The organism is Klebsiella sp. G-Nf4 (genome assembly GCF_002810615.1).
Taxonomy (GTDB): domain Bacteria; phylum Pseudomonadota; class Gammaproteobacteria; order Enterobacterales; family Enterobacteriaceae; genus Klebsiella; species Klebsiella variicola.
Window position 1 is genome coordinate 176,656 of record NZ_PION01000006.1, and the last position, 24,328, is coordinate 200,983.

Sequence of the window (24,328 nt, forward strand, 5' to 3'; positions counted from 1 at the left end):
TATTGAGCATGAGAGTTACTAGAACCAATATATTGCATATAAGCCTGTTGCTCGCGGCTACGTCTCTGACTATCGGCAAGGCGCAGGCGGCAGATTGCTCTGTCAGTGCTGGTCGAGCAAATGTCACCATTAATTCACTCAAAATCGACCCCAATGCACCGGTTGGTAGCGTATTAAAAGTACAGATTGTAAATACTCGAAATAATCCCGCCTCCTTTAACTGTGGAACGCAGGCGCTGTGGTATGGGTCAACGATGGGTTCTACTTTTAGTACAGAATCTGCTGTTTCGGGAGTCTATGAAACAGGACTAACTGGTATCGGTATCCGCGTTACGGATATTGTTTATCGCTCACAGTATGCCCCCTATACACAGAGTCCGGCTTTGGGAAAATGGGACGGCAACGATGCCACTGGTACGGTAAAGATAGAGATTATTAAAACAGGTGAAATCCCTGCTACCAATAAAGGAAAATTTAAAACAGGTACGCTGGTTACTGCCAAAGTTAACTCACGTGCAACTCCGGTTGGTGCCAAGCAATTTTATGAAATCTATATCTCCAATGGGCCCTCCGGCGGCTGGACGGCGAAAAGTTGTACTTTAAGTAACTCAAACCGTAACCAGACAGTACAGATGGGGACTATCAGCAAAAGTGATTTTAACAGTGGTGGCTACGGTCCTGTAAAAAATTTCAAGCTGGTGATTAACTGCCCCGATGGCATCCCTACCGATGCGCCGGTGAAAATTTCCTTCGAGCGAATGACATCTGGTGCAACTGATGGTTTTATGGATGTTGATTCAACAGTCGCCAATGCAGCCCAGAACGTAGGCGTTGAGGTGCGTGATAACAATAACACCTTGCTGAAATTTTCTTCGGATTACACCTACACGAGTTCCAGTGTTAGTAACAAAGAACTCACGCTTCCAATGACTGCCAGGTATAAGGCTGCAACCACCGTCGGTAACATTGGCCCAGGCACGGCAAATACCGGAATGACGGTTACCATCGATCAGGATTGATATACAACCCTAATAATAAAACCCTCATCTATTGCTGAGGGTTTTATTTTCGATGAATTTTGAGTGTGAAGTATTAATTCACATTGCATGATAATACAACATCCTTTAGTTTTATGCGGGTTTTTCCGAACCATGATACAAGTTGTCGCTATGATCTTACCAGTCGCGAATATTCGTATTATTGTTCAAATAATATTTATATTAGCTATAGCTGTAAGGAGCATTTCTCCAGCTCTCTAAAATGGAGATATCAATTTTAAATTTTAAAGGAAATAAAAATGAAAGAATTATCAATTATCGAAATGGATTACGTCTCCGGGGCTGCGGACACCCCGGGATGGGGCACCGGCTATCACTGGGATTTCAGCTCTGTTGAAAGCACCCTTGCCACTATCGCCAACAATGGATGGCAGGCTATTGCCGGTCTGATCGCTGGCGGCGTGGGTGGAACGCTCGGCGGCATAGCGGCCGGGGCTGCTATCGGTGGTAATACCGGCGGCAATCTCGGCTTCGGCCTGCTTGGTGCCCTGGGTGGTGCCATCGTCGGCGGCATTGCAGGCCTGATTGGCGGCCTGACCGCGGGCTTCTTTGGCGGTTTTGATACCGTTGCTCAGATTGCCGAAGACGTACTGTATGCGGCCTTCAACGGCACACTTGTATTCTGGTAAGTAAAGCATTACTTAAAGCTTCGCAACACTCTTAGTGCAAAGGAAATCGCAATGAAAGAATTATCAATTATCGAAATGGATTACGTCTCCGGGGCTGCGGACACCCCGGGATGGGGCACCGGCTATCACTGGGATTTCAGCTCTGTTGAAAGCACCCTTGCCACTATCGCCAACAATGGATGGCAGGCTATTGCCGGTCTGATCGTTGGCGGCGTGGGTGGAACGCTCGGCGGCATAGCGGCCGGGGCTGCTATCGGTGGTAATACCGGCGGCAATCTCGGCTTCGGCCTGCTTGGTGCCCTGGGTGGTGCCATCGTCGGCGGCATTGCAGGCCTGATTGGCGGCCTGACCGCGGGCTTCTTTGGCGGTTTTGATACCGTTGCTCAGATTGCTGAAGACGTGCTGTATGCGGGCTTCAACGGCACACTTGTGTTCTGGTAAGTCTGAACTAATAAACACTATTAAGGCCCGTTTGCGGGCCTTTTCTCTCCTCACTGAAAAAGTAGACGCACATGGCCCAAAATATTTATCGCAAGGAAGCGATCGAATATAAAAAATATCATTGGAAAGGCAAAGCACTCCTGTTGGCAGGGATGCCTGCCTGGCTTATTACCCTGCTAGGTTGCACATTTTTAATCGTTCTGGTTTTCATGCTGGTTTTTTTTAATTATACCCAGAGAATTAATGTTTATGGTGAAGTTGTCACATTACCACACTCCATCAACGTATTTGCTCCCCAGCAGGGTTTTGTTGTTAAACAATTTGTGAACATTGGTGATGTTGTCAAGAAAGGGACGCCATTGTATGAACTTGACGTCTCCAGGCATACCACGAGTGGAAATGTTAGCCTGGCTATGGTGGAAGTGATAGACGAAAAAATTAGTAATGCTAAAGAGATCATCCAAAAAATTACTGAGAATAAAAAAGAAACAGTAGATGCGCTCACTGAACAACTTGCTAGCGTCGAGTCCTCACTACATGAAACTGTACGCATGCTGGCAAATACTCAGTCTGGTCTGAAAAAAATGCGCACCAACCTTTCCAGTTATGATGATTATCTAAGTAAGGGATTAATTACCAAAGATCAATATAACTATCAGCATAACCTTTATTTCCAGCAGCAGAGTTCGTATCAATCTCTTACCAGCCAAAAGATGCAACTTGAGACGCAGTTAACACAGCTTAAAAGTGATATGGTAACTAAATCCGCTGATTTTGATAATCAGATTTCCAGTCAAAAAAACCAAATCAATGATTATAAAAACCAACGTGTCGAGTCTAGCGCAAACGACAATGCTATCATTAAAGCAACTGCCGACGGAAAAATAGAATCATTAGCAGTGACTCGCGGTCAAATGGTTGATCGTGGCAGCAGCCTGGCACAAATTAAGCCCATTGGGAATGTTGAGTATTATCTAATGCTTTGGTTACCTAACAATAGCATTCCCTACATCAAGGTTGGGGATACCATAAATATACGTTATGAAGCATTCCCTTCAGACAAATTTGGACAGTTTCCGGGTAAAGTGGCGACTATTTCAACGGTTCCTGCCTCGCGTCAAGAGTTGCAAGAATATACGAATGTTGTTAATTCAGCTAATCAGCAAGATATTACTTTATATAAAGCGCTGGTTTCTATAGAAGACAGCTCATTTGTTTACAATGATAAAGTATTAACTCTTTCTAATGGGCTTAAAGCTGAGGCAACAGTTTTTCTTGAGGAACGACCGCTTTATATGTGGATGTTTACTCCTTTCTATAAAATCTCTCACAGTGTAAATGGGCCGCTCAATGATTAACGAAATATTTAATAAAATAACTTCTCGCGTAAATTTTTCGTTACGTCGTAAGGTCCCGATTATATTGCAATCTGAAGGTTCAGAATGTGGCATAGCCTGTCTGGCGATGATATGTGGCTATCATGGCCTGGAAATTGATTTATTTAACTTCCGTCATCGCTTCGGTAGCGCCTCACAAGGTGCTACACTGCTATCCCTTAGCAAAACAGCTGAGCAAGCGCAACTCAAAAGTCGAGCATTGTCACTCGATCTTGATGAGATTCAACAACTAAAACTACCCTGTATTTTGCATTGGGATTTAAATCATTACGTAGTACTAATAAAACGCAAAAAAAACAGTTTTATTATTCACGATCCGGCGATGGGTAAACGTGTTATTGGCATGAAAGAAATGTCAAATCATTTTACCGGTGTTGCACTTGAATTATGGCCCGATAATAACTTTCAGCAGGAAAAAGCCAAAAGTCGTTTACGGCTTATTGACTTGATGAAAAATATCAGCGGGCTAAAAAATGCTTTACTGAAAATTTTTGCTTATTCAATAGTCGTTGAGGCTATCAACCTGCTATTACCTATTGGTACCCAGCTGGTGACTGACCATGTGATTATTGCTCACGATGAGAGCCTTTTGGCTGTCATCTGTATCGGTTTAGTCATGTTCACGCTATTTCGTACATTCATCAGTATGCTGCGTGCATGGACATCTTTAACACTAAATACCTTAACCAGTATCCAATGGAAAACGACGCTGTTTGATCATTTAATGAGTCTGCCACTCTCTTTCTTTGAAAAGCGGCACCTGGGTGATATTCAATCACGTTTTTCATCACTGGATACGATTCGCTCAACGTTTACTAATAGCATCATCTCTGGCTTGATAGACCTGATTATGACAATCGGCTTAATCATCATGCTGACGCTGTATGGCGGATGGTTGGTCTGGGTAGTGATCGGGTTTACTCTGTGTTACGCCATCATGCGTCTGGCGACTTATCAGTTCTATCGCCGAGTGGCGGAAGAGCAGGTTGTAAAAGGCGCGCGTTCCAGCTCGCATTTTATGGAATCATTATATGGCATATCAACGATCAAGGCTCTCGATCTAAAAGGTCGACGTTCGGAACATTGGCTCAATATAAATATTGAAGCCTGTAATGCGGGTATTAAACAAACACGCTTCGATATGCTATTCGGCGGGATAAACACCCTAATCACATCAATAGACCAGGTTGTTATCCTGTGGTTAGGAGCAGTTATGGTTATCGATAACGAAATGACGCTTGGGATGTTCATGGCATTTAATGCCTTCCGTGGCCAGTTTTCACAACGGGCTTCAAGCCTGGTGGACTTAAGTATGCAGTTACGCATGCTCTCTTTACATAATGAACGTCTTTCTGAAATCGTTTTTACCGAGCCTGAAAAAGAACTCCCGGCCCGCCGTATATTTGAGGAGAATCGAGGTGTCGCCCTCAACGTTCAAAACTTGAGCTATCAATATGATCCGTTTACGAAACCAATCTTCAGCGATCTTAATATAAATGTTCTCCCGGGCGAATCAATTGCGCTGGTCGGTCCCTCAGGTATTGGTAAAACGACGCTTTTGAAAGTGATGTGTGGTCTTCTGACCCCAACTCATGGGGAAGTCGTTGTTGAAGGTTTAGATATATCAAAAATTGGTTTAAATAACTATCGTATGAGTACAGCTTGTGTATTGCAGGAAGATCGCCTGTTTTCTGGCTCTATTGCGGATAACATTTGTAGTTTTGAAGATAACCCTGATATGGATTTTGTTATGCACTGTGCCAAACTCAGCAACATTCATGATGAGATTATGAAGATGCCAATGGGGTACGAAACACTTGTTGGGGAATTAGGTTTGGGGATATCTGGTGGACAGAAACAACGTCTGCTTATCGCCCGCGCACTTTATCGTAAGCCTAATATTTTATTTATGGATGAGGCCACAAGTCATTTAGATTTAGCTAACGAATCATATATTAACCAGTCAATATCATCATTAAGCATTACGCGTATTATTGTAGCACACAGGCCATCAACTATTGCTTCTGCAGATAGAATCATCGATCTCTCTAGCAAGAACATTAATAAATAATTGTTAATCTCAAGGAAGGAGAAAAATGAGTAATATAATTAGAGGTATTAATACCGGAACTATCATGCATGAAGAAAACTTGCTTGCAATTGTCATCAAGGTTCGCAATAGAGATGGTATTGATGAAGCTTATACTATGCAGCATACTGTCATTCGTGATTTTTTATTAATCATACAGAATAGATTAATGGCGGTGATGGAGAAGTTACAAATAGACGGTGATAAATATAAAGCTGTGCTGATCGCTGAAAACCAAGAGCTTATTAGCAATATTCCAACTATGCAACAAGAAGATGTCGAATGCCCTGACCCTGCAAAACGCATCATGTCAATCGCTTTAAAAAAAGATAGCGAAACATTCACTATCATCTGTGCATTACAAAGTGAGCAAATTATTACTCTACGCTTTAGCAATGGTCAGTCTGAGTTTATCATGCGGGCAATACTCCAGGCGCTACAGAACTCCGGTGATAAAGAAGCGATACTTCATTTCAGTGGAACTCTGGATTTTATTATGCTATACGACTGCGAACTTGATGAAAGCGCAACCATGAATTATCAACACTATACTCATGATGAATGGCGTAAGGCTTTATTTCCCAATCATGTCGCCATTCTGTTCAGTTACCATACCGACGATGGCGAGAAGCTGCTGTGTGGATGTATCGTAAAAACGTATCTCACTGCCAAAGATCAGCAAATTCAAAATGTTGCATTACGTATAATGCATCTTATCCCTAAATTTCGAGGATATAACGACAAACACAAGATAAAGCGGACTTTTATGCATGACATCTCCGCCGAAGACTACCAGACGTTATCGGCTGAACAGGGCTTAAAGTTCCTGCAAAATTACTATCTGGAAACTAAAGCATCTTTAGGGATTGAATAATACTACGCCTCTCTCTGCGCTCGCAGAGAGAGGCGTAACGCATCAGTTCGGGCACTTATAAACCTGGCCGTTCATTTCGCTGTCGGTAGGCACAAAGCTCGACAGCAGGTTTTGCGTCGGGCTGCTGACGCCGTAAATCACGTTGCCACCCATTGCTGCTGCCTGGTTACGCAGAGCGTTCGCCGCACCGCGCATGGAACCACCCTCATCGCCATTCTGGCCGGAGAGCCAGTTGCTCTGTTTACCCGTCGCGGTCCCTAACAGCTGACACTCTGCGCCCGGTTTCTCCTGCACGAAACGCACATTCTGGCCGGCAGAGGTTAATTCATTGCTGGAACTGCAACCTGCCAACAGTAAGGCTGCGCCGACAATCCCTGCTAAATATTTTACCTGCATGTTATTCCCCATGATCGATGAGCTGGACGCACTGGCCCGGATGTAAACCTGTCATCCTTCAAACTGCGTCGGCATGAGCCGCGTTCATTCCCTCCCCGGTCGCGCTTGTCAGTTCACGCCCGAAACGGAGGTGCTTGCCGCTCTGATGCAGCTTAAATGATTTTTATGTATAAGCCTTATACTAAAAAGCGCGCCAAAAGAAAAACCCCCAGCCATTGCTGGCCAGGGGTTTCTGCTTTTTTAAGCCGTAGAGCGCACGATTACATCATGCCGCCCATACCGCCCATGCCGCCCATGCCGCCAGCAGCACCTAAGTCAGGCGCGTCGCCTTTCGGCAGGTCGGTCACCATGCACTCGGTGGTGATCATCAGACCAGCCACGGAAGCTGCGTACTGCAGAGCAGAACGGGTCACTTTGGTTGGGTCCAGGATACCGAAGTCGATCATGTTGCCGTATTCTTCAGTTGCCGCGTTGTAACCATAGTTACCGTCGCCTGCTTTCACTTTGTTAGCTACAACAGACGGCTCTTCACCGGCGTTGGACACGATCTGACGCAGCGGTGCTTCCATTGCGCGCAGCGCAACTTTGATACCGACGTTCTGATCTTCGTTCTGAGCAGTCAGGCCAGCCAGTTTAGCCGCAACGCGAACCAGCGCTACGCCACCACCAGCCACCACGCCTTCTTCAACCGCAGCACGGGTCGCGTGCAGGGCGTCGTCAACGCGTGCTTTTTTCTCTTTCATTTCAACTTCGGTAGCCGCACCGACTTTGATTACTGCCACGCCGCCAGCCAGTTTAGCTACGCGCTCCTGCAGTTTTTCACGGTCGTAATCGGAGGTTGCTTCTTCGATCTGCTTACGGATCTGAGCTACGCGGCCCTGAATTGCGGATTCTTCGCCAACGCCATCGATGATGGTGGTGGTGTCTTTGTTGATAACCACGCGTTTTGCCTGACCCAGGTCTTCCAGAGTCGCTTTTTCCAGCTCCATACCGATCTCTTCAGAGATAACGGTACCGCCAGTCAGCGTCGCGATGTCTTGCAGCATAGCTTTACGACGGTCGCCGAAGCCCGGTGCTTTCACCGCAGCCACTTTAACGATACCGCGCATGGTGTTAACCACCAGAGTCGCCAGCGCTTCACCTTCAACGTCTTCAGCGATGATAACCAGCGGTTTGCCAGCTTTCGCTACGGCTTCCAGAACCGGCAGCATTTCGCGGATGTTGGAGATTTTTTTGTCAGCCAGCAGGATGAACGGGCTTTCCAGCTCAACAGCACCGGTGTCCGGTTTGTTGATGAAGTACGGAGACAGGTAGCCGCGGTCGAACTGCATACCTTCAACCACGTCCAGTTCGTCTTCCAGACCGGTACCGTCTTCAACGGTGATAACGCCTTCTTTACCAACTTTATCCATCGCTTCAGCGATCAGTTTACCTACGGTTTCGTCGGAGTTAGCGGAGATGGTACCAACCTGAGCAATGGCTTTAGAGTCAGAGCACGGTACGGACAGCGCTTTCAGTTCTTCAACGGCGGCAACGACAGCTTTGTCGATACCACGTTTCAGATCCATCGGGTTCATGCCCGCCGCAACGGCTTTCAGGCCTTCTGCGATGATAGCCTGAGCCAGTACGGTCGCGGTGGTGGTACCGTCGCCTGCCGCGTCGTTCGCTTTAGAGGCAACTTCTTTCACCATCTGTGCGCCCATGTTTTCGAACTTGTCTTCCAGTTCGATTTCACGAGCAACGGAAACGCCATCTTTAGTGATGGTCGGCGCGCCGAAGGATTTGTCCAGAACCACGTTACGGCCTTTCGGGCCCAGGGTCACTTTAACTGCATCTGCCAGTACGTTTACGCCGCGCAGCATTTTTACACGAGCGTCGTTACCGAATTTTACGTCTTTTGCTGCCATTTCTTTTATTCCTCAAATTCGTTCAGGGTCGTGCGAATTACGCTTCAACAATTGCCAGGATGTCGCTTTCGGACATGATCAGCACTTCTTCGTTGTCGATCTTCTCAGACTTCACGCCGTAGCCATCGTTGAAAATCACGATGTCACCAACTTTAACGTCCAGCGGCTGCACAGTTCCGTTTTCCAGGATGCGGCCTTTACCGACAGCGATGATTTCGCCACGAGTTGATTTAGCTGCCGCAGAACCGGTCAGAACGATGCCGCCTGCAGATTTGGTTTCAACTTCTTTACGTTTGACGATCACACGATCATGTAACGGACGAATACTCATTGATAGCTCTCCTTCGAGAAAGTCATTATCAGTTATGGGTGACGCCGGGCCGAACGCGGTTTACCGGCTAGTGCTGAGAGAGATGGGGGTGGCCATTTCCCGCTTCAAGGGCAAAATCAAAAAAAATTTTTTCCTTTGCGCTAGCGCGCAAAAAGCGGCGCTATCGGCCAACGCGTCATAAGGAAAAGCGATTGTGATACTCTCTTTTTTTTCACTGGCGCAGGATGGAATCATGAGTGGTTTAAAACAGGAGTTGGGGCTGGGACAGGGAGTCGGGTTGCTTTCTACCTCATTGCTGGGCACCGGCGTCTTCGCCGTTCCGGCGCTGGCGGCGCTGGTCGCTGGCGATAACAGTCTGTGGGCATGGCCGCTCCTCATTCTCCTTGTTTTCCCGATTGCCATCGTCTTTGCCCTGCTGGGCCGTCATTTTCCCAGCGCGGGCGGCGTGGCCCATTTTGTCGATATGGCGTTTGGCCCACGTCTGGCCAGCGTGACCGGTTGGTTGTTTTTATCGGTTATCCCGGTCGGGCTCCCCGCCGCGCTACACATCGCCACCGGCTTTGGCCAGGCGCTGTTCGGCTGGCATGACGCCCAACTACTGCTGGCGGAGCTGGGCACCCTGGCCATTGTCTGGTGGGTTGGTTCGCGTGGCGCCAGCTCCAGCGCCAACCTGCAGACGCTGGTTGCCATACTGATAGTGGCGCTGATCGCCGCCGTCTGGTGGCGCGGTGGAATAAGTCCGGCGCAGATCCCCTTCCCCGCCCTGACGGAGATCGACCGCGGCCAGCTCTTCTCCGCGCTGTCGGTCATGTTCTGGTGCTTCGTCGGTCTGGAAGCTTTTGCCCACCTGGCCTCGGAATTCAAGCATCCCGAGCGCGATTTTCCCCGCGCGCTGATGATAGGCCTGCTGCTTGCCGGCTCGGTCTACTGGGCCTGTACCGTGCTGGTGTTGCACTTCCACGCCTTTGGCGAGGAGATGGCGGCGGCCGCGTCACTACCGAACATCGTTGTCCGTCTGTTCGGCGTCGAAGCACTGTGGGTGGCCTGCGTCATCGGCTATCTCGCCTGTTTCGCCAGCCTCAACATCTATATTCAAAGCTTCGCCCGCCTGGTCTGGTCGCAGGCGCAGCATAAGCCACAGAGCTACCTCGCACGGCTGTCGCCGCGGCAGATCCCGCGCAACGCCCTCAACACCGTGCTGGGCTCCTGCGTAGTCAGCACCTTGTGTATCTATTTGCTCGATATCAATCTGGACGCGCTGATCGTCTATGCCAACGGCATTTTCATCATGATCTATCTGCTGTGCATGCTGGCGGGATGTCGTTTGCTGCGCGGGCGCTATCGGCTATTGGCGGTGGTGGGCAGCATTCTTTGTCTGCTGCTGCTGGCGATGGTCGGCTGGAAGAGTCTGTACGCGCTGGTGATGCTGGCGGGGCTGTGGCTGTTTTTACCCAGGCGCAAGCTGGCGACAGGCAGCGTGTAAGCCTGGAAAGAAAGCGGCCCGGTCGCATCTGCTGACCGGGCCATCAGAAGTTAATCGCGGCGATCGTCCTTATGGTCCAGACGGTCGCGCTGTTCATCCTTGCGCTGGAATTCCCCTTCGAAGGTCTCTCCAGCGCCAGTTCCGGCGCTAAAGCCGCCGCCCGGCATCCGGCTGAAGCGCAGATGCGGCATCAGCTTCATCGTCAGGTGCTTCTGCACTGGAGGCAGCAACAGCAGCAGGCCGAGGAAGTCGGTAAAGAACCCCGGGAGCAACAGCAGCAGACCGGCGATAATCAGTGAAACGCTCTTGATCATCTCCGCCGCCGGGCTCTCGCCCGCGGCCATCTTCTGCTGCATCAGCAGGAAGTTTTTGAAGCCCTGGTTACGCACCAGCGACATCCCCACCACCGAGCTAAAGATCACCAGGATCAGCGTCATAAAGACGCCCAGCACGTGCGCTACCTGGATAAAGATCGATATCTCAATGTAAACGTAAAGAAAAAAGGCAATAAACGGAATCCAACGCACCGGCGTCTCCTTCATCAACGGGCGCTGAGTTCAGCGCCCGTAGTCATCAATTTGCTGATCGCATCCCACTAAGATGGGGATGCTGCGCGGCTTTTCAATCAGCGGAAATGCTTATTTTTCTCAGGAATGGGAAAGCGGTGACCCATTTCACAGATTAATAAATCTTATCCCGCCCACGACGTAATAAGTGATCAAGCTTACTGATATTCGCTATCATCAGCATATGATCTTGGGCACCAGGCCGGTTAAGGAAATAATCGTCGGCCAGAAAATATACTGAATCCTGGATATTCTGTGTATTTGGTGAATTCATTGGCAGCTTGAAAAGAAGGTTCACATGTTAAACAACATTCGTATCGAAGAAGATCTGTTGGGCACCAGGGAAGTTCCCGCGGACGCTTACTACGGCGTTCATACTCTGCGAGCGATTGAAAACTTCTACATTAGCAACAGCAAAATCAGCGACATACCAGAATTCGTGCGCGGCATGGTGATGGTGAAGAAAGCCGCCGCGCTGGCGAACAAGGAGCTGCAGACCATTCCCAAAAGCGCGGCAAATGCGATTATCGCCGCCTGTGACGAAGTCCTGAATAACGGCAAATGCATGGACCAGTTCCCGGTCGATGTCTTCCAGGGCGGGGCCGGCACCTCCGTAAACATGAACACCAACGAAGTCCTGGCGAACATCGGCCTTGAGCTGATGGGCCATCAGAAAGGCGAATACCAGTACCTGAACCCAAACGATCACGTCAACAAATGCCAGTCCACCAACGATGCCTACCCGACCGGGTTCCGCATCGCGGTGTATGCCTCCATCCTGAAGTTAATCGATGCGATTAAACAGCTGGGTGAAGGCTTCCAGGCGAAAGCCGTGGAGTTCCAGGACATCCTCAAAATGGGGCGCACCCAGCTGCAGGACGCGGTGCCGATGACCCTCGGCCAGGAGTTCCATGCCTTCAATGTGCTGCTTAATGAAGAGACCAAAAGCATTCTGCGCACCGCGGAGCTGCTGCTGGAGGTGAACCTCGGCGCCACCGCCATCGGTACACGCCTCAACACCCCGGACGGCTATCAACAGCTGGCGGTGCAGAAGCTGGCGGAAGTGAGCAACTTACCGGTCGTCCCGGCGGAAGATCTGATTGAAGCCACCTCGGACTGCGGGGCGTACGTTATGGTCCACAGCTCGCTCAAGCGTCTGGCGGTGAAACTGTCCAAGATCTGTAACGATCTGCGCCTGCTCTCTTCCGGTCCACGCGCGGGCCTCAACGAAATCAACCTGCCGGAGCTGCAGGCGGGTTCCTCTATTATGCCGGCGAAGGTTAACCCGGTAGTGCCGGAGGTGGTCAACCAGGTCTGCTTTAAAGTGATCGGCAACGACACCACGGTGACCATGGCCTCCGAAGCCGGGCAGCTGCAGCTGAACGTGATGGAGCCGGTGATCGGCCAGGCGATGTTCGAATCCATACATATCCTGACCAACGCCTGCTACAACCTGCTGGAGAAATGCGTTAACGGCATCACCGCCAATAAAGCGGTATGTGAAGGCTACGTCTACAACTCCATCGGCATCGTCACCTACCTCAACCCGTTTATCGGCCACCACAATGGCGATATCGTCGGCAAGATCTGCGCCGAAACCGGCAAGAGCGTGCGGGAAGTGGTGCTGGAGCGCGGGCTGCTAACGGCGGCAGAGCTGGATGACATTTTCTCCGCACAAAACCTGATGCATCCTGCTTATAAAGCGAAGCGTTATACCGATGAAAGCGAACAGTAATCTTTCCGGTTAGTCATTGAAAGGCATGTCAGCGATGACATGCCTTTTTGCTTTTTAGTTTTACTAAAATACAACAATCCAATATCAACTTGTTAAAAAAACAAGGAAGGCATATATGTTTGGTGCAGAACTGGTTATTGTCCTGCTGGCGATTTATCTCGGCGCCAGGCTCGGCGGCATTGGTATCGGCTTTGCCGGTGGCCTTGGCGTCCTTGTCCTGACGCTTATTTTTCAAATCAAACCGGGTGCGATACCCTTCGACGTTATTGAAATCATCATGGCGGTCATCGCCGCTATCGCCGCCATGCAGGTCGCAGGCGGGATGGATTACCTGGTCAGCCTCGCCGAACGGATGCTGCGCCGCCACCCGAAGTACATTACCTTCCTTGCCCCGCTGGTGACCTGGTTTATGACCGTACTCGCCGGCACCGGCCATACCGCTTTCTCCACGCTGCCGGTGATCACCGAAGTGGCCAAAGAGCAAGGCATTCGCCCATCTCGTCCGCTGTCGATTGCGGTCGTGGCCTCTCAGATAGCGATCACCGCCTCACCTATCTCCGCCGCGGTGGTGTTCTTTGCCGGGATCCTTGAGCCGCTGGGCGTTAGCTACCTGACGCTGCTGGCCATCTGTATTCCGGTTACCCTGCTGGCGGTGATGCTTACTGCTATCGTTTGCAACTTCCTCGGCTGTGAACTAAAAGACGACCCCATTTATCAGGAGCGGCTGGCCAAGGGTGAAGTCAGACTGCGCGGCAGCCAGGTGTTTGAGCTGAAGCCGCACGCCAAACGTTCCGTTCTGCTGTTTCTGATCGGCATCGTGGCGGTGATGTTCTACGCCACGGCCATCAGCGATACCGTCGGCCTGATCAAGAACCCGGTGCTACCGCGTAACGAAGCGATCGTGGTGTTTATGCTGACCATCGCCACCCTGATTAGCATCACCTGTAAAATCGACACCGGCGAAGTGCTCAACGCCAGCACCTTTAAGTCCGGGATGAGCGCCTGCGTCTGCGTGCTCGGTGTCGCCTGGCTGGGCGATACCTTCGTTAAAGCGCACATCAGCGACATTCAGGCCGTGGCCGGCGACCTGCTGCACAATTACCCGTGGCTGCTGGCGGTGGTGCTGTTCTTCGCCGCCACGCTGCTCTACTCGCAGGCCGCCACCACCAAGGCGCTGATGCCCGCTGCGCTGCTGCTCGGCGTCAGCCCGCTGACGGCGATCGCCTCGTTTGCCGCCGTCTCGGCGCTGTTCGTCCTGCCAACCTATCCGACCCTGCTGGCGGCGGTGGAGATGGACGACACCGGCTCGACGCGCATCGGCAAATACGTCTTTAACCACGCCTTCCTGATCCCTGGCGTTATCGCTATCACGCTGTGCGTAATCCTGGGCTTTATCTTTGGCGGGATTATGCTGTAAATACCGCTGGCGGCGGGCCCAGCGCGGGCCCGCTGCCCGTTTCCCTCCCCTACCCCGATCGTGACGCTAATATCCCCGCATCTTGCGTGCTATAGTGCCTCTTTTCGCTGATACGAGGTTCATGATGACTACGCCTGATGCTGTTGTTGTGCTCTGTACCGCGCCGGATGAAGCGACCGCCCAGGATCTGGCGGCAAAAGCCCTTGCGGACAAGCTGGCCGCCTGTGCCACGCTGCTGCCGGGCGCCACCTCGCTCTATTACTGGGAAGGGAAACTCGAGCAGGAGTATGAAGTTCAGATGCTGCTCAAAACCGACCTTGCCCATCAGCAGGCGCTGCTGGATTGCCTGAAGACTCACCACCCGTATCAAACCCCTGAACTGCTGGTTCTACCCGTCATTCATGGAGACAACGATTACCTCTCATGGCTTACCGCATCATTACGCTGATCCTGCTGCTGTGCAGCACGTCAGCCACCGCCGGGTTATTCGACGCGCCGGGGCGCTCGAACTTCGTGCCTGCTGACCAGGCCTTCGCCTTTGACTTTCAGCAGCAACAGCACGATGTCAACCTGAGCTGGCAAATCAAGGATGGTTACTATCTTTATCGTCAACAGTTTACCTTCCGCGCCGCCGGGGCGACGATCGACGAACCGGCGCTCCCGGCGGGAGAGTGGCATCAAGATGAGTTTTACGGCAAAAGCGAGATTTTCCGCCAGCGCCTGACCGTGCCGATCTCAGTGAAGCAGGCGGAGAAAGGCGCCACCCTCACCGTCACCTGGCAGGGCTGCGCCGATGCTGGATTCTGTTATCCACCGGAAACGAAGGTGGTCCCGCTGAGCGCCGTGCTGGCGGCTTCATCCGACGGTCAAGCAACCGCCATCGAGCCCACACCATCGGCGAGCAGCCGTCCAGCGTTCAACCCGCCGCTGCCGGTTGAGCCACGACCGGCCCCGGAGATCGCCACATCGTCTGCGCCAGCCACCGCGCCACCAGCGGACGCCCCTGCCCGCCTGCCCTTTACGGCGCTGTGGGCGCTGCTGATTGGTATTGGTATCGCCTTCACCCCCTGCGTGCTGCCGATGTACCCGCTGATTTCCGGCATTGTGCTGGGCGGAAAGCAGCGGCTTTCCACCGCGCGCGCCCTGTTGCTGGCCTTTATTTACGTCCAGGGGATGGCCTTAACCTACACCGCGCTGGGGCTGGTGGTGGCCGCCGCCGGTCTGCAGTTCCAGGCGGCCCTGCAGCACCCGTATGTCCTGGCAGGACTGTCAGCGGTGTTTATTCTGCTGGCGCTTTCCATGTTCGGCCTGTTCACGCTCCAGCTGCCCTCGTCGCTGCAGACGCGGCTGGCGCTGCTGAGCAATAAGCGTCAGGGCGGCTCGCCCGGCGGGGTCTTTGCGATGGGCGCCATTGCCGGGCTGATCTGCTCCCCTTGCACCACCGCGCCGCTGAGCGCCATCCTGTTGTATATCGCCCAGAGCGGTAATCTGTGGCTGGGCGGCGGCACGCTGTACCTTTACGCGCTGGGCATGGGTCTGCCATTGATCCTCGTCACCGTGTTTGGCAACCGTCTGCTGCCGAAGAGCGGCCCGTGGATGAGCCATGTGAAGACTGCCTTCGGGTTTGTGATCCTTGCCCTGCCCGTTTTCCTGCTGGAGCGCATTGTCGGCGACCCGTGGGGATTGCGTCTGTGGTCAATGCTCGGTGTCGCCTTCTTCTGCTGGGCGTTTATCACCTCGCTGGGCGCTACCCGGCCGTGGATGCGGTTGGTGCAAATAATCCTGCTTGCTGCCGCGCTGGTCAGCGCGCGGCCCCTGCAGGACTGGGCATTTGGCGCCCCGGCAGTCGAGCAGCAGGCGCATCTGGCCTTCACCCGCGTCAGCTCGGTGGCCGAGCTTGACCAGGCGCTGGTCCAGGCAAAAGGCCAGCCGGTGATGCTCGATCTCTACGCCGACTGGTGCGTGGCGTGCAAAGAGTTTGAAAAATACACCTTTAGTTCACCTGACGTGCAGCAGGCACTGAAAGGCATCGTGTTATTACAGGTTGATGTGACGAAGAACAGCCCGCAAGACGTCGCGCTGCTGAAACACCTGCAGGTGCTCGGTCTGCCGACGATCCTGTTCTTCAACGCTGAGGGTCAGGAACAGCCTGACCGGCGAGTCACCGGCTTTATGGATGCCGCGGCATTCAGCGCCCATTTGCGCGATTGGCAAGCGTGAGCGACACTTTAGGAGGAAAGATGGAGGAGAACACCGTGCTACGTGAAGACGTCCTGGCAGAAGCCATTAAAATTCTTGAAATTGAAGGTATCGCCAACACGTCGCTGGAGATGGTCGCTGAGCGCGTGTCCTGTCCCACGAGCGACCTGAAACGCTTCTGGCCCGATCGCGAAGCGCTGCTGTACGATGCGCTTCGCTATCTGAGCCAGCAGGTGGATGCCTGGCGTCGTCAGCTCCTGCTCGACGACACCTTAGGCGCAGAGCAAAAGCTGCTGGCACGCTATGCGGCGCTCACCACCTGCGTCAGCAACCACCGCTACCCCGGCTGTCTGTTTATCGCCGCCTGCACCTTCTACCCCGATCCCCAGCACCCGATTCACCAGCTGGCGGAACAGCAGAAGCAGGCTTCGCTGGCCTACACTCACGAGCTGCTGACGCAGTTAGAGGTGGATGATCCGGAAATGGTCGCCAAACAGATGGAGCTGATTGTCGAGGGCTGCCTGAGCCGCCTGCTGATCAAGCGTAGCCAGACGGATGTGGATACCGCCCGGCGACTGGCTGAAGATATTCTGCGCTTCGCTCAGTGCCGTATGGGCGGCGCCTTAACCTGATTCTGATATCCTAACCGCCACGGCGCGCCTATAATTTCCCCCTCACTGATTGCTGACAGGGATTGATATGCGCGCGTTCTTCTGGGTTGCCTGGCTGGGCCTCTGCTCTACGTCATTGCTGGCGGCTCCCCTGCAAGGTTTTTCCTTTGCGCAAAAGGACTGGGAGCTCGCCTGCGATAACACCGGCACCTGCCGGGCGGCGGGCTATGGCGTCCGCATGGGCGAGGTCAGCGTGCTGTTAACCCGCAATGCGGGCAGTGAACAGCGCCTCGCCGCCACGGCCACCTTTGCGCAAATCGAGCACGATATCCCCGCCGACTCCACCGCCAGCTTGCTGATCGACGATCGGGATCTCGGCGCGCTGGACGCCCAGGACGACAGCCATTTCCGTCTGGACAGCGATCAGACTACCGCCCTGCTACAGGCATTGACGAATCAGCGCAAAATCGAATTCACCCTTAACGGCCAGCACCTGCCGCTTTCCAGCGCCGGCAGCCGCGAGGTGCTGGGTAAAATGGATGCGTTTCAGCGACGCACCGGCACCGCCGACGCGCTGCTGGATAAAGGCGATGCCGGCGACGATGCCATTTTGCCAGCCACTCCCGCCCCGGAGATTATCGCCGCCCCGGTGATCCATAACGCGCAGCCGGTGGCGCTGAGCATACTCCAGCGCCAGAAGCTGCTGCCCTCCCTGACGCCGCTGCTGAACCAGCGCTGTGACGACTGGCAGAACCCAGCCATCCCGGCGGCAGAGCGCCAGATCACGCTCACCGCGCTGGATAAAACCCATTCTCTGGTGCAGGCGCTCTGCTGGCGAGCGCCCTATAACGATGGCTATGCGCTGTGGCTGGTCGATAACGCCCAGCTGAACAAGCCACGGTTGCTGACCACCGAGGCCTCCAGCTACGCCAACGGTACTATCATCTTTTTGCGCAAAGAACGGGGCATTGCCGACTGCCTAACCGGCGAAACGCGCGTCTGGGAGGGTAAAACCTTTACCCCCAGCCTAAAGTACAGCACCGGTATGTGTCGGGAAATCACCCCCGGCGGCACCTGGATGCTGCCGACCTTTGTCAGCCAGGTGATCCCCAGGCAGCAGAAAGAGGCGGATAACCTCGCCCTGCGAACGCTGTATAACGCAGTGCTGAAAGCGCAAAAAAGCGATCCAGAACTGGCGTTGAATAAGGTCGCCGAGCAGTTTCCGTTAACCGGCCATATTACCGACTTCACGCTCACTTACGCCGATGACACCCTGGTTTCGACCAGCAAACCTTCCCCGGATATCAGCGATGACGAATGGCAGGCGTTTCTGCGCTCCTCGATCAGCGCAGATTCAGAAAACGGTAAAGTCAGCTTTACCCTGATCGATCTCGATGGCGACGGCAAACGCGATCTGATCATCGACAGCTACGTGGGCGGCACCGGGCTCTTCAGCTACACCGGGGTGCTCCGGCGCGGCGATAATGACTTTGCCGCCGTCGATGGCAGCGACAGTGATAACGGCGATGATTTCGATGCCGGGGTGCCCGGCGCCCTCTTTTCCATCAATGGCCGCGGGGCTAACCAGTGGAACCACTGGGTCAAAATCAACGGCCAGGTGTATGCCCTGTGGTACAACGGCCAGTTTGGCGAAGATAATCTCTACCTGCTGCGCCCGTTCAGCACCGCGAGCCAGACGCCCGTGGTGACGGTTCGCTATCGCTATACGCTGAACAGCATACGCTCCCCGGAGAAAGACCAGCCGTTAACCCCACCCCTCAGCGACGGCGATAAAGCGGACCTGCTGCGTTCGCTGGAGGTCATGCAGGGCAGCCTGCTGAAAGACAAACCCGCCAGCGACAACGACGCGCCGATCTGCCCCATCCCACCGGGCACCTCCGCCGACGAGGCGGATAACTACTACAGCGGCGTCGCCGTCAACTATATCTATGAGACAGTGGCCTATATTCCGGTCTGGCTGAACGGGAAGTGTTATATCGGCACTATTTTCAGCCACCATGGCGCCTATCGTCACGGCGTGGATGCGGAAATTACGCTGAGCTCGCCGCGTGAGGATGAAGAGGTCATTGGCGATTATATTATCTCCGGGTTGCGCCACGTTATCGCTATTACCAGCGGCTGGAAAACCCGCGAGGGCGATAACGGCATGCAGTGAAGTTAAGCCAAAACGCGCCTTTGAACGCAGAATTGCCGCAAAGATAAGCAATCGATACGTAATTTAAGAAATTTGGTTGACGGGCTGGGCGGATTACGGTTTAATGCGCCCCGTTGCCCGGATAGCTCAGTCGGTAGAGCAGGGGATTGAAAATCCCCGTGTCCTTGGTTCGATTCCGAGTCCGGGCACCACTTATTCAGAGAACCCAGCCTATGGCTGGGTTTTTGCTTTTCTGCATCCGGACTCTTCATCGAACTCTGTTCGATTATTCGCCGCACAGCGGCTCACCCCTTCGGGGCCAGCGCGACAAGCGCGCTGTTCAACGCCTGCGGCGTTAGTCCGAGTCCGGGCACCACTATTTAAAGAACCCGCCCAAAAGGCGGGTTTTTGCTTTTCTGTATCCGGACTCTCCATCGAACTCCACTCTATGATCCCCTGCCCGGCGGCGCTGCGCTTGCGTGGGCCTACGCTGTTTGAGCCTGCAGGGGGACCCGTAGGCCGGATAAGGCATTTATGCCGCCATCCGGCACAACCGCGGGTACGGTGTCTGATGTGTATCGCCCGGCGGCGCTGCGCTTGCGCGGATCTGCGCTGTTTGAGCCTGCAGGGGGACCCGTAGGCCAGATAAGGCATTTATGCCGCCATCCGGCACAACCACGGGTACGGTGTTTGATGTGTATCGCCCGGCGGCGCTGCGCTTGCGCGGGCCTACGCTGTTTGAACCTGCGAGAGACCCGTAGGCCGTCAGGCAAACGCCATGAAGAAAGGGATTACTCGGCGGCCGTTTTCCCTTTGCCGGGTAGCCTGAACGCTTCGCCATAGGGCTTCGCGATACCCATGCGATACTGCGTCTCTTTGGCCGCCTGGTGGAGGTCGGCAAACTCCTCTTTCGGCGCTGGCGGACGTTGCGCCTTTTTCAGACACTGATTACGATGGTGACGGATCCACTCTCTGTCATCATCGTTCAGGCAGCGCTGCATCACCTCAATCCACCTGGATGCCGCCCGACGGTAGAGCCCACACGCCTCTAACCGTTCAGCAATACTGTCCCTTATTCTCATCCACCTCGCTCCTCTGATGCTTTCACGATATCCCATGGTATTCCGACACCTGAGCCGGAATACCATGGTAGAGTTAATTTATGACAAAACTATTCCAGTGCAGCGCAAGGAATATATTCATTATAATAATCGCTGTGCATAGCAAACCGCATTCGCGGTAATTACTTCCAAAGAGCTCCGGAATTATATGTCGAATGCCGCCATAGATACCGGATGGTATCGACGGTTGTACCTATCAATAGCTATTTAATTTATTATATTTCCGTTATCCAATACCTTGCGATGTTATCCACTCTCTGTACAGCGAAGCCTCATGGCGAGCTACCGGCGTGCTCCAGCAGTTTATTTCTAAAGATAAATAAGCAAGCCTCATTGAAATTATCTAACCCCAGTCGCTCATAAAGCGCAGTGCGCTTCCGGTAAAGGCCTTTTACCGAGGTATTCAGATTCACCGCCACCTCCTCCATGGTCATACCCGCCCCAAGCAAACGAAGCATTAACTGTTCAGTCAAACTTAAGCGCAGATCGTCAAACCACTCTTTGGTCAGCCGCTTGCTCTTCATCTCCAGAAAAAGCCCAAATAATGTCGCCATATCGGCGGGTGATAATGACATGTTTAAAAACGATTTCAGACTCAGTAAATGCTCTTCCCGATGGCGCATGTCGAGGACAATACAACATATTCGCTTTCTGGATTGTGCCGCCTCCATCACCAGGTAATCGTAATGACAAAGCGGCGAACGGCTATCAACCAGCAGAGAGACCTCATCAACCTCATTATCTAAAATCGCTTTTCCGCTAGAATCTAACTGAATGATATCAGGAAAGAAATTCTTAACACCTTGAAAGAGATAGTAATCCTGGGTAACCAATATCATTGAAGTTGCCACAAATCGTCCCTTTAACATTTAATCAACAAATTCTCGTCAACCAGACGTTTTCCCTCCCCTGTGAAACGCTTCGCATGGCGGTAAAAATAACGAGACCTGTGATTTATCATTAGCGCGGCATCTAAATCTGGCTGTGAAAAACCTCCTTGCGTTCTGACGGGAAATAAACAGATTAATTATAAATAAAAAAATCCCACAGAAAAGATGCTTTTTCTGCTATTGAGAATTTTTGTCAGAAATCATCTTAAATATCCACAAAAAATCATCACATACTCGCCAATATATCTTATTGTTCATTTTTGAAACAAAATTTCATCTGCCGCTCTTTTTTATTTATTTCAGTTAGTTAAAGAACAGCCTCTCAACGCCAGTGTTCAATCAAAGCCGATTTTACAGATTTATCTTAAAACGCAGTTCATCATTTACCCATATTTATCCGCTGCCATATCGGGTATAAATTATCCATCCAATTATCGACAGGAGATATGTTTATTACTTTGCAATAAGTCATTCACCCGCAGTGCCAGTCAGCTAAATGGGACCATCCTCATCCTTTAACTCACCGTCAAAGGACGGTCGTGTTGTGCAATGGATTCTTGATGAACATATGGCAAATAGAAATGGAAAGATCACCTTATTCAAATACGTTATTGTTTAATCGCAACACGAAACTCTCGCTGTCAATCGGCTTACTTTTGCTCTTCCCGGCGCTGGTTCAGGGAGCAGATTCGCTCTATGACCAGCAGATCCTGCAAGCGCGTCAAGGCCAGTATGCCCCCTTTCTCTCTTATCTTCAGCAGTACCAGCTGCGGCATGCCTTAACCCCTTCTCAGGTGGCGGACTGGCTGCAGGTAGCCCTCTGGGCTGGTCAGGACGATGAAGTGGTGAAAGTCTGGCGACGCTACCAGGTCTATATGCCGCTTCCCGCACGCGGCACCGCGGCGGCGGCGCAGGCCCTGCGCAACCAGAAACAGTGGCAAGCCTCGCTCACCCTCTGGCAGCAAGCCCTAAGCCAGGCACCCGACGACGATTATCGTATCGGCTATATCAAAACGCTGGCCGATGCCCGCAAGGACGGCGAGGCACTCAGTGAAGCGCGTCGCCTGGTGGCGGAGCAGGCGAGCACCGCGCACCTGCAAACGCTCTCATATGTCTACCTGCGGCTTGGCAAAAGCTGGGACCAGCTGCTGGTGGACACGCAGATCCTCGATCGTGAGCCGCAAAACAAAGCTGCGCTGACCAGCCTGATGGCGACCCTGACCCGCAACCGGATCGATTCCCCTGCTCTCGGCCTGGCGGATAGTGTTGAACTGACGCCTGCGGAAAAGCGCAATCTGCAGTTGAACGCCGCTGCCGAACTGGTGCGCCTTGCTGATACGCCTTCCCGCGAAGAAAACGCGCGTTACGCGCTGGCCCGCACGGCGCTCACGCAGTATGACGCGATGATCGCCGCCTGGCACCCCGATCCCCAGGCTGCGCCCGACATCATCCGGGCGCGCATTGATCGTCTTGGCGCCCTGTACGCCAATGCAGATTACGCGCAGGTCATCCGCGAATACCAAAATCTCATCGCGCAGCAGCAGACCGTTCCCGACTGGGCCATCGGCTGGGTCATCTCCTCTTATATCGCCCTTAAGCAAATTGAGCCTGCGCTGACGCTTATTCACCAGCATCCCTCGTGGCTGACAAGCCAACAGAATGAGGAACACGAGCTTTTCTACGCCCTGCTGGACACCGGTCAGTACCCGGCGGCGCAACAGTATGTCGCCCGCCTCACCCGGAATGCACCCTACATCCGTCGTCTCTACGGTTCGCCGACGCCGCAGCCGAATGACGACTGGCTCACCGCACAGTCGCTTAACGTGCACTATTTAGCGGCCACCAACGCCCTGCCGCAGGCCGAAGCCCGGATGCAGCGCCTGGCGGCAACGGCCCCCGGCAATCAGGGCCTGCAGATAGATTATGCCGCCCTTCTGCAGGACAGAGGGCTACCGCGAGCCGCCGAACGCCAGCTAAAAGCAGCGGAATCTATGGATCCCACCAGCCTGCAGCTGGAGCGCCAGCAGGCCTGGGTCGCCCTCGATCTGCAGGAGTGGCGGCAAATGGAACTGCTGACTGACGATGTCATCGCCCGCTCGCCACGAGATCTGAATACCCAACGCTTAGCCAGAGCCCGCGAGGTCCATCATCTTTCCGAACTTCGCCTGAGTGTTGGCAAAGGATTGCACTCCGACAACCCGGTCAGCGGTACCCACGACCTCAGTTTTGAGACGGCGATCTACAGTCCGCCGCTAGCCGACAGCTGGCGATTGTTCGGCGGGCACCGCTTCGCTGAAGGCAATTTTGAAGAGGGAAAAGGCAGCCGTCGCCAGCTGTTCGCCGGCGTTGAATGGCGCCCGCGCGACTACTGGGGCGAGCTTGAACTCTCCAGCGTCAATTTTCACGGCGAGAACAAACCCGGCGTCCGCCTTTCCGCCGCGCATGACGTCAGCGATCGCTGGCAGCTGGGCGGCGAACTGGAGCGGATTTCGCAGCAGACCCCGCTGCGCGCGTTACGCAACGGCGTCAGCGCCAACCGCGGCGAAGGCTGGCTGCGCTGGTATCAAAACGAACGCCGGGAGTACCGCGTCAGCGTGGCCGCCAGCCGGTTTACCGACCACAACCGCCGCCAGGAGTACACCCTCTCCGGTAAAGAACGCCTCTGGCAGACGCCGTGGTTAACGCTGGATCTGCAGCCCGGTCTGTCGGCCAGCACCAATAGCCGCACCGACACCGCCTACTACAGTCCGGCACGGGACCTCGCCGCCACCGCGGCGCTGGCCGTCGATCACACGCTTTACCAGCGCTATGACACCGTCTGGAGCCAGCAGCTACTCGCCGGCGGCGGCAGCTACTGGCAAAAAAATCACGCCGCCGGCGCGATCACGGTGCTGGGCTACGGGCAGCGCCTGCGCTGGAACAACGTCGTCGACACCGGGGTGATGCTGAACTGGGACAAACGCCCCTACGACGGTAAACGCGAAAACAACCTCGCCATCACTCTTGATGCAAATATACGGTTTTAAGGA

The 24,328-nt window shown here is 53.3% G+C and carries 20 protein-coding genes, 1 tRNA gene and 1 pseudogene; 16 read left to right on the forward strand and 6 right to left on the reverse strand.

The window, feature by feature from the left end:
* The first annotated feature begins 8 nt into the window (after positions 1–8).
* The 6 genes from CWM57_RS14295 (at position 9) to yjeJ (ending at position 6,488) form a co-directional block, all read left to right on the forward strand.
* On the forward strand, positions 9–1,019 hold the full coding sequence (locus CWM57_RS14295) for a fimbrial protein (RefSeq protein ID WP_074387297.1): 1,011 nt from the start codon (positions 9–11) through the stop codon (positions 1,017–1,019).
* Between the two features lie 278 nt (positions 1,020–1,297).
* A complete protein-coding gene (locus CWM57_RS14300) occupies positions 1,298–1,687 on the forward strand; it encodes a hypothetical protein (RefSeq protein WP_100631227.1) in 390 nt (129 codons plus the stop codon).
* A 51-nt stretch (positions 1,688–1,738) separates the two neighbouring features.
* Complete coding sequence (locus CWM57_RS14305; protein WP_100631226.1) at positions 1,739–2,128, forward strand: hypothetical protein; 390 nt, start codon at positions 1,739–1,741, stop codon at positions 2,126–2,128.
* 71 nt (positions 2,129–2,199) lie between these two features.
* Positions 2,200–3,486 (forward strand): HlyD family secretion protein, encoded by a 1,287-nt coding sequence (locus CWM57_RS14310; protein WP_077268437.1) that lies wholly within the window; start codon positions 2,200–2,202, stop codon positions 3,484–3,486.
* On the forward strand, positions 3,479–5,596 hold the full coding sequence (locus tag CWM57_RS14315) for a peptidase domain-containing ABC transporter (RefSeq protein WP_074387301.1): 2,118 nt from the start codon (positions 3,479–3,481) through the stop codon (positions 5,594–5,596). The genes CWM57_RS14310 and CWM57_RS14315 overlap by 8 nt, the downstream gene beginning before the upstream one ends.
* Before the next feature lie 25 nt (positions 5,597–5,621).
* Complete coding sequence (gene yjeJ / locus CWM57_RS14320) at positions 5,622–6,488, forward strand: YjeJ family protein (RefSeq protein ID WP_074387302.1); 867 nt, start codon at positions 5,622–5,624, stop codon at positions 6,486–6,488.
* Between the two features lie 42 nt (positions 6,489–6,530).
* On the opposite strand, the gene CWM57_RS14325 is transcribed toward yjeJ, so the two are convergent.
* The 3 genes from CWM57_RS14325 to CWM57_RS14335 form a co-directional block, all read right to left on the reverse strand.
* Complete coding sequence (locus tag CWM57_RS14325; protein WP_004152419.1) at positions 6,531–6,884, reverse strand: DUF4156 domain-containing protein; 354 nt, start codon at positions 6,882–6,884, stop codon at positions 6,531–6,533.
* Positions 6,885–7,144: 260 nt separating this feature from the next.
* Positions 7,145–8,791, reverse strand: coding sequence for a chaperonin GroEL (gene groL / locus CWM57_RS14330; RefSeq protein WP_074387303.1), 1,647 nt, complete (start codon positions 8,789–8,791; stop codon positions 7,145–7,147).
* Positions 8,792–8,828: 37 nt separating this feature from the next.
* Positions 8,829–9,122: a co-chaperone GroES gene (locus CWM57_RS14335; protein ID WP_003855929.1), complete on the reverse strand. Its 294-nt coding sequence runs from the start codon at positions 9,120–9,122 to the stop codon at positions 8,829–8,831.
* Positions 9,123–9,354: 232 nt separating this feature from the next.
* Here CWM57_RS14335 and yjeH point away from each other — a divergent pair, with 232 nt between their 5' ends.
* Entirely contained in the window at positions 9,355–10,605 is a 1,251-nt protein-coding gene (gene yjeH / locus CWM57_RS14340; RefSeq protein WP_100676131.1) for an L-methionine/branched-chain amino acid transporter, read from the forward strand.
* A gap of 50 nt (positions 10,606–10,655) precedes the next feature.
* On the opposite strand, the gene CWM57_RS14345 is transcribed toward yjeH, so the two are convergent.
* Entirely contained in the window at positions 10,656–11,132 is a 477-nt protein-coding gene (locus tag CWM57_RS14345; RefSeq protein WP_061156057.1) for an FxsA family protein, read from the reverse strand.
* Positions 11,133–11,469: 337 nt separating this feature from the next.
* On the opposite strand from CWM57_RS14345, the gene aspA reads away from it, so the two are divergent.
* From aspA to CWM57_RS14385, 7 genes are all read left to right on the forward strand, one after another.
* Positions 11,470–12,906, forward strand: coding sequence for an aspartate ammonia-lyase (gene aspA / locus CWM57_RS14355; protein ID WP_002885424.1), 1,437 nt, complete (start codon positions 11,470–11,472; stop codon positions 12,904–12,906).
* Positions 12,907–13,021: 115 nt separating this feature from the next.
* Positions 13,022–14,323 (forward strand): anaerobic C4-dicarboxylate transporter, encoded by a 1,302-nt coding sequence (locus tag CWM57_RS14360; RefSeq protein WP_008807221.1) that lies wholly within the window; start codon positions 13,022–13,024, stop codon positions 14,321–14,323.
* Between the two features lie 124 nt (positions 14,324–14,447).
* Positions 14,448–14,771: a divalent cation tolerance protein CutA gene (cutA, locus tag CWM57_RS14365; protein ID WP_038422015.1), complete on the forward strand. Its 324-nt coding sequence runs from the start codon at positions 14,448–14,450 to the stop codon at positions 14,769–14,771.
* Positions 14,747–16,543: a protein-disulfide reductase DsbD gene (locus CWM57_RS14370; protein WP_074387305.1), complete on the forward strand. Its 1,797-nt coding sequence runs from the start codon at positions 14,747–14,749 to the stop codon at positions 16,541–16,543. Before cutA ends, CWM57_RS14370 begins: the two co-directional genes overlap by 25 nt.
* A 35-nt stretch (positions 16,544–16,578) precedes the next feature.
* Complete coding sequence (locus CWM57_RS14375) at positions 16,579–17,154, forward strand: transcriptional regulator (RefSeq protein WP_074387375.1); 576 nt, start codon at positions 16,579–16,581, stop codon at positions 17,152–17,154.
* A 67-nt stretch (positions 17,155–17,221) separates the two neighbouring features.
* Entirely contained in the window at positions 17,222–19,309 is a 2,088-nt protein-coding gene (locus CWM57_RS14380; protein ID WP_074387306.1) for a DUF1176 domain-containing protein, read from the forward strand.
* A 115-nt stretch (positions 19,310–19,424) separates the two neighbouring features.
* Positions 19,425–19,500: transfer RNA gene (locus CWM57_RS14385), tRNA-Phe, on the forward strand.
* Positions 19,501–20,079: 579 nt separating this feature from the next.
* Here CWM57_RS14385 and CWM57_RS14395 read toward each other — a convergent pair.
* A complete protein-coding gene (locus CWM57_RS14395) occupies positions 20,080–20,436 on the reverse strand; it encodes a PerC family transcriptional regulator (protein WP_319823401.1) in 357 nt (118 codons plus the stop codon).
* Between the two features lie 140 nt (positions 20,437–20,576).
* On the opposite strand from CWM57_RS14395, the pseudogene CWM57_RS28220 reads away from it, so the two are divergent.
* Positions 20,577–20,684 (forward strand): annotated as a pseudogene (locus tag CWM57_RS28220) (hypothetical protein); the annotation flags it as partial.
* On the opposite strand, the gene CWM57_RS14400 reads toward CWM57_RS28220, so the two are convergent.
* On the reverse strand, positions 20,682–21,248 hold the full coding sequence (locus CWM57_RS14400) for a helix-turn-helix transcriptional regulator (protein ID WP_074387307.1): 567 nt from the start codon (positions 21,246–21,248) through the stop codon (positions 20,682–20,684). The pseudogene CWM57_RS28220 and the gene CWM57_RS14400 overlap by 3 nt on opposite strands.
* A 632-nt stretch (positions 21,249–21,880) precedes the next feature.
* On the opposite strand from CWM57_RS14400, the gene pgaA reads away from it, so the two are divergent.
* On the forward strand, positions 21,881–24,325 hold the full coding sequence (gene pgaA, locus CWM57_RS14405) for a poly-beta-1,6 N-acetyl-D-glucosamine export porin PgaA (protein WP_165784208.1): 2,445 nt from the start codon (positions 21,881–21,883) through the stop codon (positions 24,323–24,325).
* Positions 24,326–24,328 lie beyond the last annotated feature (3 nt).